The sequence below is a fragment of the Pseudomonas sp. Sample_14 genome, assembly GCF_004307515.1.
GTDB classification, from domain to species: domain Bacteria; phylum Pseudomonadota; class Gammaproteobacteria; order Pseudomonadales; family Pseudomonadaceae; genus Aquipseudomonas; species Aquipseudomonas atacamensis.
The window spans coordinates 29,028-39,622 of the sequence record NZ_RCOC01000094.1 but is presented as its reverse complement, the minus strand read 5'-3'; the positions used below and the strand labels follow the sequence as shown (position 1 = coordinate 39,622).

The following is a 10,595-nucleotide window of genomic DNA, read 5'->3' as shown; positions in this document are numbered from 1 at the left end:
CCTCCACTCAGCCTTCCGACGTCGCCGGTGGATCAAGATCAAAAGCACTCGAGCTAACGCTCATTGTTGAGTGGTGAAAAGCGTGTGGTCTGCTTTGGATCTGTGTTGGATTCGCCCCTCATCGGAACGCCGCCCGCCCAGCCCTCTCCCGAGGGAGAGGGAGCCGATTTGCGGGCTTTTCAGAATCTGCATTCGACTCGATATCGCAAGTCGGCGTATTTCGCCTGAACACCTCGGTCAGTCCCCTCTCCCTCCGGGAGAGGGCTAGGGTGAGGGGCTTTTGCTCTGGCTCTTGATCTCTTGCCCCTTCGGCAGGCTGCGCCCGGATCGGTCCCGTAACGAAGGTACTCCGAGCTTTAGCGAGCGGGCCGTACGCCGGGGCAAAGCCTTTTGGGTTACCTTTTCGCCGGGCCGGCACTCCGGCGTTTGGAAAAGGTGACTCGCTGTAAGAGCGAAACCGCCAGCGGCAGCACCCGCAACAACGGATATGCCCCCAATCCCAAAAAACAAAAAAGCCCCACATCTCACAATGCGGGGCTCTCTCACAGCTCAAATCAAAAAATCAGAAATCAGCCTTCACCGACATCACAAAATTGCGCGGATCCCCGTAGAAGTTACCGAACCCCTCGGTACCAATGGTCGCGTAATAACGCTTGTCGAACAGGTTATTGCCGTTCAACGCCACCGACCAGGTGTCATCGATCCGATAACCGATGCGACCGTTCCAGACCGCATAACCCGCGCCATCGACATTGTCCCCGCCCAGAGGCGAAACGCGGTAGGTGCCCGTCTGTGCATTGACACCCGCACCAATCGTCACACGATCCAGCGGTCCGCTCAGGGCGTAATCGCCCCAGACGCGCAACAGGTGACGCGGCACGTAGGAGTTGTAGACCGCGCCATCCTGAGTAGCATCGGCGTCTTCCAGTACTTTGGTCTGGGTGTAGGTATAACCGGCCAGCAATTGCAGGCGGTCGATCACTTCACCGCTGACTTCAGCTTCAAAGCCCTGGGCGCGGACCTTGCCCGAGTTGATCTGGCAGGAGCTGTCTTCGCACCGCAGGTCATCCTGGGCCGCGTCTTTCTGGATGGTGCGGAACAGGTTGAACGTGGTGTTCAAGCGACCGTCGTACCACTCACCCTTGATCCCCAATTCGTAGCTCTGGCCAATCAGCGGCTTGAGCGTGCTGCCGTCGATGGTTTTGTAGGAGCCTTGCGGGGTGAAGATGTCGGTGTAGCTGGCGTAGGCGGTCAGGTTGTCGTTGAGGTCGTAGAGCAGGCCGGCGAATGGCGTGACCTGGCCGGTTTCGGTGGACTGGGTGTTGACCTCGGTGCCTTCGCCGCGGAAGTACTGCACCGAATCGGTGTCGGATTTGTACCAGCTGACCCGGCTGCCGAGTACCAGGGTCATCGGGTCGGCGAGTTTCAGGCGGGCGATCGAGTAAGCGCCGTATTGCTTGATGTGCATGTCCACCGGGCCGCCACGGGAGGCGTTGGCCAGGTAGTAGCTTTCATCCGGCTGCGGGATGTTGTGGTTCGGGTTGAACACGTTCTGACGCTGTGGCAATGCCGCCACTGCGTAGAAGTCGTCCTTGTGCGAACGGCTGGCGTTGGCGCCGACGATCAGTTCGTGCTGCTGGCCGAAGGCGTCGAATTTGCCGTCGACGTAAGCATCGAAACCGTAGTCGCGCTGATCGTAGTCATAGGTACTGCCGAGCATCAGCGTATTGGTGGCTGTGGCGCCCAACGGCACTGTGCCGCTCGGGAAGGAATATTCCATGTCCTGAGTGTTGCGCGAGTAGACACCGGCGACTTTCAGCGACCAGTCATCGTTGAACTGGTGTTTGACGTCGGCGAAGTAGGTGGCGCGTTTGCTGCGCTGGTTGTTCCACGAGGTGTTCAGGCAGGTGGAGCGTTTCAGGTGCAGGTCGGAGCCGTCGGCGTAGCGCGGCAGGCCGCCCCAGCACGGGGTGGCGTCGACGTCTTCATAGGCCATGCCCAGACCGAGGGTGGTGTCGGGGCTGAGGTCGAAGTCCAGGGCGCCGTAGTAGATCTGATCACGGCGTTCAGCCACGTCGTAGAAATACTTACGGGTCTGCTGGGTCACCACGGCGCGGCCACGGACAGTGCCGGCGTCGTTCAGCGGGCCGCCGGTGTCGACCTGGCCGCGATAGTTGTCCCAGGTCCCGGCCGACAGCGACAGCTGTGTGTGCGGGGTGTCCTGGCCGCGCTTGCGCACGAAGTTGACGCCGCCGGCGGTGCCGCCCGCGCCCTTCATCATGCCGGCCGCGCCGCGAAGGATTTCCACGCGGTCATAGATGGCCATGTCGCTGTTGAAGCTGTCCGCCTGCACGTAGCTGCTGCCGATGTCCAGCGGCACGCCGTCGTACTGGTACTGGCCGGTCATGCGGAAACCGCGCGAGTAGAAATATTTGCCGCCCATTGGCGAGTCGTAGACGGTGATGCCCGGGGTCTTCTCCATCACCTGTTCGATGGTGTTGAGGTTCTGGTCGTCGAGCATCTTGCGGGTCATCACCGTGACCGACTGCGGCGTTTCCTTCAGCGAGTGCACGCCTTTGCCGATGGTCACGCCGCCGGTGGTGTAGGAGTTGCTGCCTTCGGTGGTGGCGCCGAGGCGGTTGGCGTTGACGTTGGTCGGCGCCAGTTCCATCGCACTGCCGCCGGTGGCCGGGCCGAGCACGGTGACGGTGTTGCCGTCACGCTGATAGCGAATGCCGGTGCCGCTGAGCATGGCTTTCAGCGACTCGTCATCCTGGTAGCGGCCGTTGAGGGCGCTGGAGCGCAGGCCTTGCAGGCTTTCCGGGCTGTAGACGATTTGCAGGCTGGTCTGCTGACCGAGGGTTTGCAGGGCCTGGGCCAGCGGTTGGGCCGGGATGTTCAGGGTCCATTCCTGGGCCTGGACATACGGCGCTGCCGCGAGGGTCAGTGCCAGACCCAGGCCGCTACCGGCCAGGCGTGTGCGGGTCGCGCCGTGCATCAGCAGGGCTCGAGTCAGAGGGCGAAGCATGAAACGGGATGCGGACATGAGGTTAAGACCTTGGCAGGTATAGTTGTTAATGGTTCTTATTCATCTCATTAAGACGAGGAAGCCGCGGCAAACCGGAAAAGTTTTTTCTCCGGCCCGGTCGCGGCTGCCTCGATCAAGCGGTTTGCAGTTCGCTTCTGACCTTGCCGGCCTCCATGCGCACCAGTTGGTCGGCGACGTCGAAGTAACGGTCGTCGTGGGAAATCACGATGATGGTTTTGCCCAGGCGCTTGAGGTCGGGCAGCAGCTCGGTATAGAAAATCCGCCGGAAGGTCGGGTCCTGATCCGCCGCCCATTCATCGAACACCAGCACCGGGCGCTCTTCGAGCCAGGCGTTGACCAGTGCCAGGCGTTTGCGCTGACCGGTGGACAGGTCGGTGGTGCTGAAGGCGCCGTCACGCACGCTGACCTTGTGCGCGATCTCCAGACGTTCGAGGTAGCGGGTGGCATCCTGCGGCACTTCACGATCGCCTTGAACCAGATCATCGAACAGGTAGTAGTCGGCGAAGATCGTGGTGAAGTTCTGCCGGTAATCGTCGCGGTTGACCGCAGTGATCGGCTTGTCGTTAACGCGAATTTCGCCCTCGGTCGGCGCATACAGCCCCAGCAACAGTTTGATCAGCGTGGTTTTGCCGCAGCCGTTCTCACCGACGATGAACACGATGTCGCCCTGTTCGATACGAAGGTTCACCGGGCCGAGGCGGAACGGTTCGCTGCCTTCGACGGGCGGGAAGGCGTAGCGCACGTTGCGCAGTTCCAGGCTGTTGACGGCGGCCGGCTTGCTGCCCTGATCCTGCAGCAACAGGTGCGGTTCCGGTGAAGAGAACTGTTCGCTCAGTTCGGCAATGCGACGGAAGGCAATCTGTGCGCGACTGATGATCGGCAGGGTGCTGATCAGGTGTTCCAGCGGCCCCTTCATGTACAGCAGCACCAGAACGAAACCGCTCATCACCGCTTTGTCGGCACTCGGCCACAGCGATTGCAGGGCCAGGGCCATGCCGATGACCACGAAGAACAGCATCGAGCCAAACGACTTGGCGATGACGAAGGTGTTGATCGATCTGATCTGGGTGTCGCAGATTTTCTCGGCGGTTTTCTGAATGCCGGCGACGAACATGCGCTGGCGACGCGGGCGGTGAATGCGCAGTTCCTTGGCGCCTTCGGCAATTGCGTTGTAGTGCTTCTGCAGTTCGTCTTCGGAATCGCGGGCGGCGTAGAAACCGCGCATGCCTTTGGCCCGGGCGATGGCCTGGATGGTGGTGCCGATGGCGATGGCCACCAGCATCATCAGGAACATCGGCCACGACAGCATGGCCAGATAGCCGAGACAACCAAGGGTCACGGTCATGGAGATCGCCAGGGGCGCGAAGGCGAAGGCGAAGTCGCTGATGGTATCGACGTCGTGGGTCAGCACCGGAATCAGGCGATGGCTGCGATAGCGTTCGATCTGGTCGATCGGCGCCGACAGGACTTTCTCCCCCAGCTCTTTGCGCAGTTTGGCGATGATGTGCTGGCCGACGTAGTTGGTGCCGATGTCCGACAGGATCGTGGTCAGCAGGGCCAGGGCACAGAGGCCGGCGAAGATCATCACCACCGTGCGGGTCAGGCCGTCATCGGAATGCAGGGCGTTGTTGATGGTCGCCAGCAGCACGGTGACGCTCAGGCCGCCGAGCATGCCGAGCACGATGGACGCCGAGACGATCAGGCGGAAGGGCTTGAGCAGGGCGAACAATTCGTTGATCGCCCCACGCGTAGGCTTGGTCATGGAGGATTCCTGCTTCGATGCGGAGGGAGTGCCGGTACTTAAGGAAAACGAATGGTCGCGGAGTTTCTTTAACCGAGCGCAGGCGTGGCTGCGCTCGTCGAGGGCAGTGGTGTCAGAGGTCGCGTACTACGCGAAAGCCCAGCCAGTCGCCCTTGCTGGTCGGCCAGCTGCTGTTGCGGTTGCCCGAGCGCGAGAAGATCGGCGCTTCGCCCCAGTCGTTGCCGCGCATGACCTGGCGTTCGCAGTTTTCCTGGGTCCATGGGCGACCGTCGGCGGGCACGCCGGAGTAGTCCGGGTGGTAGCAGTCGGCGGTCCATTCGTAGACGTTGCCGTGGGCGTCGAACACGCCAAACGCATTGGCCGGGAAGGTGCCGGCCGGCGAGGTGAAGTTGTAGCCGTCGGCCGCGCCGTAGGTGTTGGCGTGCTTGGAAATTTGGTAATCCTTGCCCTCATCGAACGGGAAGGGGAAAGGCCCGGTGCTGCCGCCACGGGCGGCGTATTCGCGGATCGATTCGCTTTGCAGGCGATAGGCGTGGCCGGTCTTTTTCGACAGCCAGTCGATGTAGCCCTGGGCTTCGGCGACGTTCATGCACACCGCCGGATCGCGGGGCGTCTGTTTGAATTCCGGTTTGCCGGCGGTGCAGCGGCGGCCGGGGCGGTCATCGAAGTCGTAAGGTATGTTGCCGGTCTCGCGCACATAGGCGTCCCATTCGCCCACCAGCACCTGCGAGCGGCTGATAGCGAACGGTTTGCTGAACGTCACGGTGTGCAGCGGGCCTTCGTCGGGTTGGCGGCCGACTTCATCGTCCGGTGTGCCCATGGTGTAGCTGCCGGTCGGCAGCACGACCATTTCCGGGCAGTCCTTGCAGTCCTTGAACACTTTGCCCGCAGCGGGCGCGGTAGCCGCCTGCGCGGTGCCGGGCATCAGTGCGCCGCAGAGGGCGCTCAGCGCCAGTGCGGGCAGGGCTTTGGAGAGGAGTGACGCGTGAGGCTTTTTCATGGGTCGTCTCTTTGAAAGGAAAACGGCAGTCGAGGGTCAGGCACGCAGCTTGGTGCCGAGGATGTCCATGAAGCGATCCACTTCGGCTTCGTTGTTGAGCAAGCCCGGTGCGGTGCGAATCACCGGCCCGACGTCGCGGCTGACCGCGTCGCAGATCACCCGGTTTTGCATCAGCCAGGCGGCCACTTCATCGCTGTCCTGGCCCTTGATCCGGAAGAAGGTGAAACCGGCGGAGAACTGCGAGTCGAGCGGGGTCACCAACTCGATGTTGCGGTGCTCTTGCAGGCGTTGCTTGAGGTAACTGTTGAGCTGATGAATGCGCTTCTGCACCTCGGCTTTGCCCAGTTGCAGGTGCAACTTGAAGGCTTCGTCCAGCGCCCAGCGATGCTCGAAGGCGTGGTAGCCGCCCGGGGTCATGATGGTCGAGAAGGCCGTGGCCTCGGAGAAGGTCGGCACGCTGGGGCTGACGTATTTCAGTTCTTCGGTGCGGCTGCAGACGATGCCGGTGCCGCGCGGGCCGAACATCCACTTGTGCGTGCCGGCGATGAAAAAGTCGCAGTTCATCTGCGGGAAACTCAGGTCGTCGACGCCAAAACCGTGCACACCATCAACCACGTAGATCAGCCGATCCTGGTCGTCGCGCTGACGGTTATGCTCATCGACCAGCCGCGAAATCTCGCTGATCGGCAGCTTCACGCCGCTGCCCGAATGCACCCAGGTCATGCCCAGCACGCGGGTCTCGGGGCGGATATTGCGATTGATCGTGTCGAGCACCTGATCCAGAGAAATGCTCTGCGGGTTTTCGAACAGGGTGAGTTTGCGCACGCGCGTGCCGTCACGCCGGCTGCGGAAATCGAGAATGTTGCGCGTCGAGTAGTGCTCGTGAACCGTGGTGAGAATTTCCTGATCCGCGCGCACCTGCACACTGCCATAGATCATCGCCAGGCCTTCGGTGGTGCTGCCGGTCAGCGCGATCTGCGCCGGTTTGGCTTGCAGATACTGGCCGGCCCAGTGGCGCACGTTTTCTTCGCGCTTCTCGGTGACGCCCAGATCCCAATCCATCGCCAGACCCGGATTCACATCCAGCGCCGCGCGATGGCGTTCGATCGCTTCGCGCACCGGTTTCGGATGCGAGGTGACGAGGAAATTGGCGAAGTGGATGGCTTGGGGATCCTGATCGAACAACTGACGCAACTGCGCCCATTTGTCCCGCGACGCAGTCGGCGCGGCAGCGATGGCCGCCGATGCACTCAGGCTGGCGCCCAGGGGCAGGGCGGCGGCGAGCAGGCCGGCCTGCTTGAGGAAAGTGCGACGATCAGTCATGGTCGAGCCACCTCCTGGCGTGACGCCAGCGCCGGTTTCGCGGCTTTTTGCACCTGATCCCAGACGCGCATGAAGTTGCCGCCCCAGAGCTTGGCGATGTCCGCTTCGGAGTAACCGCGCTGCAGCAGTTCGGCGGTGACGTTGCGGATCTCGCCGACGTTTTCCCAGCCCTTGATGCCGCCGCCATCGTTGAAATCCGAAGCAATGCCGACGTGGTCGATACCGATCTTGCGCACCGTGTAATCGATGGCGTCGCCGAAGTCCTTGAGGGTGGCTTTCGGTTCTTCTTCGAGGATCGCGTAGAGGCCGCTGGCGTACTGGCCGAGCTTCTGTTCCGACCAGGCGGTGATGATCGGATCGCCCGGCATCAGCGCCATGGCGAGGTTGGGCAGTGGCGGCAGATCGAAGCGCGCACGCAACCCATTGAGTTTGTCCTGCGTGCCCTGGGTCAGCGGTTTCAGGTACTGCGAGAAGGCGACGACCTGCACCACGCCGCCACTGTTCTTGATCAGTTGCAGCTCTTTATCGCTGAGGTTGCGCGGGATATCCACTGCCGCCCTTGGCGCCGAGTGCGAGGCCACCAGCGGTGTGCGGCTCAGTTCGGCGACTTGCTCGAGGGCCTTGGTCGACATCTGCGACACGTCGATGATCACGCCCAGATCGTTCAAGCGCTGCACCGCTTGTTTGCCGATATCCGACAGACCATTGAGGGCATCGGGCGAATCATTGAAAAACGGTAGCGGCCGCGACGAGTCGGCCCAGCTGTTGTTGCCGATGTAACTGAAACCGAACATGCGCATACCGCGCCCGGCCCACAGGTCGAGCTTGCTCAGGTCATTGCCCAGTGGATAGGCGTTGAGCATGCTGATGAAAATCGCAAACTTGCCTTCGCCGTGCAGACGGCGGAAATCATCTGGCGTGTAGGCGATGCCGGCCTGATTGGGGAAGTCGCGGACAATCCCGGAAATGATCTTGTAACGCACCTCCTGCTGATTGCGCGCTTCTTCGACAAAACCCGCGGTCGGACGGTGCGGCGCGTTCGGGCCGTTCCACATTTCCGGCCAGCCGAACACCGTCAATGCTGCGCCGGACAAGCGCCCACGATTGGCCTTGATGAGGTCGAACTGGCCCGAGCCATCCTTGTCGGCTTCGTGGTCGTGGCTGCCGAAACTCAGCGGCACGGTGATGTGGCTGTCGAACGACAGCAGGCGATCCTGCAACTCAGTCGCCTGTTTCATCACCTTCACCGGGTAGCCGGGGTTGTTCCAGTAATCCCAGGCCAGAAATCCTGCGCCGGCACTGATCGCCAGGGCCAGCGGCAGGCCGATGAATAGAGCCTTTTTCCAACGCGGTTTTGTCATTGCCATCTCATTCAGGTTCGCCGTCGAGGTACAGGCGCAGGGGCCTTTGCTATCTGGGAAGAACGAGTAGCTGCACGGCTAATTTAGGTGTGCGTTACAAATGCCCGGCAGCGGCGCGGATGATGTTTTGTCGGCGGCGTAAATTTCAGCGATGAGCAAACGTTCTAGCTTGGATAAAGCCTGCTTCATGGCTGACACAGGTAGGGCAATGACGATCTCTCGACGCTGGTTCATGGCGGGCATGGCACTCACGGGCGCCGCGCTGCCTGCCGCTTTTTATGCACATCGTGAACTGACTCGCGAGGAGTTTCCGATCACCCCGGGCGAGGCCACGGTCGATCTGGCGGACACCGCCGGGCAACAGCTGGCGGACAATTTGCGTGGGGTCTGGGACATTCGCTTTACCGGTGCGGCGGCGGGGCTTGATGGTCTGCCTGCGCAAGGTCTGGAGCTGTTTCTCGACATCGCCCATCGTGGGCGCGGCTTGCGCGGCTATCTCGACACCGGCACCAATCTGCGTGCCGAAGGGCCTGTGCGCTATCAAGTCATTGGCGATCTGGCACCGGGCAACGGCGCCGAGATGTATTGGCGCCTGCTGCGCACCGATGCGCCACTTGCGCCACCGGTGTATGAATTAAAAGTCAAACTGGATGAAGTCTGGGCAGCGTTCGGCAATGCCGGCAGCGCCACGTTCACCGGGCAAGTGCTGCGTCTGGACCGGCCGTTGGCGTTGCCCGAGCTGGACAATCAGTTCATCGCCATCAAGCGGCGTTTTCCCGAGGCCCGTGAACGCACTGGGCTCAATCCGCAACTGTTGGCCTGGCTGGTGGCGCCCGAGCATCGCCTGTTCCACCAGCTCTGGCACGCCACCCGCGACAAGTGGCACAAGCTCTCGGAGAAAAAACGCGAAGCGCTGCGCGGCATCGGCTGGCAGCCCGGGCCGCGTGACAAGGAGCGCGACGCCCGTGGGCCAAGCAAGGATCGCAATGGCTCGGGCGTGGATTTTTTCTTTATGCATCGGCACATGCTCGGCATCGCCCGTTCGATGCAGGATTTGCCTTCCTGGCCGGCGTTCCCGCAGCCGCAGCCTGAGCTGGAACGTGACCGGCAGGGTTTCGCCCGTTACTTCGACAACCACGACGGGAACTCACTGCCGCCGACCTGGCTGGCCGAAGGTGATGACGAGTACACCAAATGGGTCAGCGACATCAAAGCGGCGGAGACTTTCCAGAGCAATTTCCTGGTCTGGGAATCGCAGTACCGCGACCCGCGTTACTTGTCGAAATTGACCCTTGGCCAGTTCGGTTCGGAAGTCGAACTGGGCCTGCACGACTGGCTGCACATGCGCTGGGCTTCGGTGGCACGGGATCCGTCCAACGACATTCCGGTGCCGATGGCGCGTGATCAGGCGGACTTCGCTGCGCGCTGGTATGCGCCGGAAAACGACTTTCTCGGTGATCCGTTTTCCTCCCATGTGAACCCGGTGTTCTGGCGTTTCCACGGCTGGATCGATGATCGCCTGGAAGACTGGTTCCGCGCCCATGAACGTTTTCATCCGGGCGAAGTGAGCCGTCTGGAAGTCAACGGCGTGCCATGGTTTGCACCGGGGCGCTGGGTGGAAATCGCCGACCCCTGGCTCGGCCCCGACACCCACGGCTGCAGCACCGTGCCCGGCCTGCAAGTCGGGCGCTCCGTGGAGATGGATCCGGAAACCATGAAACTGGCGCTGCGTATCACCTTCGGCGACGAAGACAACATGACCGAACTGTTCCGCAAAGTGCCACAGCGCCCCTGGTATGCGCGGCACCTGAAGGTCAAGGGCCGACAGCTCTAGATTGGTTCAAACACACACTCTCTCTGAATAGTTCGCAATCCACTTGTGGGAGCGAGCCTGCTCGCGAATACGGTGTGTCATTCAGATGCATCAGTGCCTGACAGGACCTCTTCGCGAGCAAGCTCGCTCCCACATCGGGCCTTGTTCGTGGCGGAGATTTCCGTCCAAACCGAATTCCATTTGTGGGAGCGAGCCTGCTCGCGAATGCGGTGTGTCATTCAGATGCATCAGTGCCTGACAGGACCTCTTCGCGAGCAAGCTCGCTC

Annotated in this window: 6 protein-coding genes; 1 reads left to right on the top strand and 5 read right to left on the bottom strand. The window is 61.7% G+C overall.

All coding sequences use genetic code 11. The features are described from left to right. Positions 1-562 precede the first annotated feature (562 nt). The 5 genes from D8U61_RS23550 to pvdM form a co-directional block, all read right to left on the bottom strand. Positions 563-3,046, bottom strand: coding sequence for a TonB-dependent receptor (locus tag D8U61_RS23550; protein ID WP_177433363.1), 2,484 nt, complete (start codon positions 3,044-3,046; stop codon positions 563-565). Positions 3,047-3,161: 115 nt separating this feature from the next. After that, the gene (locus D8U61_RS23545) at positions 3,162-4,811 is read right to left on the bottom strand and encodes a cyclic peptide export ABC transporter (RefSeq protein ID WP_122610322.1); all 1,650 of its coding nucleotides are present in this window, start codon (positions 4,809-4,811) and stop codon (positions 3,162-3,164) included. 112 nt (positions 4,812-4,923) lie between these two features. Continuing rightward, complete coding sequence (locus tag D8U61_RS23540) at positions 4,924-5,811, bottom strand: formylglycine-generating enzyme family protein (RefSeq protein ID WP_130927738.1); 888 nt, start codon at positions 5,809-5,811, stop codon at positions 4,924-4,926. 36 nt (positions 5,812-5,847) lie between these two features. Then, the gene (locus D8U61_RS23535) at positions 5,848-7,134 is read right to left on the bottom strand and encodes an aminotransferase class V-fold PLP-dependent enzyme (protein ID WP_130927737.1); all 1,287 of its coding nucleotides are present in this window, start codon (positions 7,132-7,134) and stop codon (positions 5,848-5,850) included. Beyond that, positions 7,131-8,495 (bottom strand): pyoverdine-tailoring dipeptidase-like protein PvdM, encoded by a 1,365-nt coding sequence (gene pvdM / locus D8U61_RS23530; protein WP_130927736.1) that lies wholly within the window; start codon positions 8,493-8,495, stop codon positions 7,131-7,133. The genes D8U61_RS23535 and pvdM overlap by 4 nt, the downstream gene beginning before the upstream one ends. Before the next feature lie 208 nt (positions 8,496-8,703). Between pvdM and D8U61_RS23525 the strand changes: the two genes are divergently transcribed. Beyond that, positions 8,704-10,329 (top strand): PvdJ/PvdD/PvdP-like protein, encoded by a 1,626-nt coding sequence (locus D8U61_RS23525; protein WP_130927735.1) that lies wholly within the window; start codon positions 8,704-8,706, stop codon positions 10,327-10,329. The last annotated feature ends 266 nt before the right edge of the window (positions 10,330-10,595 follow it).

Bases quoted from the DNA above. Each gene is read 5' to 3' on its own strand.
- D8U61_RS23550 (WP_177433363.1), bottom strand. From the start codon at position 3,046: ATGTCCGCATCCCGTTTCATGCTTCGCCCTCTGACTCGAGCCCTGCTG.
- D8U61_RS23545 (WP_122610322.1), bottom strand. From the start codon at position 4,811: ATGACCAAGCCTACGCGTGGGGCGATCAACGAATTGTTCGCCCTGCTC.
- D8U61_RS23540 (WP_130927738.1), bottom strand. From the start codon at position 5,811: ATGAAAAAGCCTCACGCGTCACTCCTCTCCAAAGCCCTGCCCGCACTG.
- D8U61_RS23535 (WP_130927737.1), bottom strand. From the start codon at position 7,134: ATGACTGATCGTCGCACTTTCCTCAAGCAGGCCGGCCTGCTCGCCGCC.
- pvdM (WP_130927736.1), bottom strand. From the start codon at position 8,495: ATGACAAAACCGCGTTGGAAAAAGGCTCTATTCATCGGCCTGCCGCTG.
- D8U61_RS23525 (WP_130927735.1), top strand. From the start codon at position 8,704: ATGACGATCTCTCGACGCTGGTTCATGGCGGGCATGGCACTCACGGGC.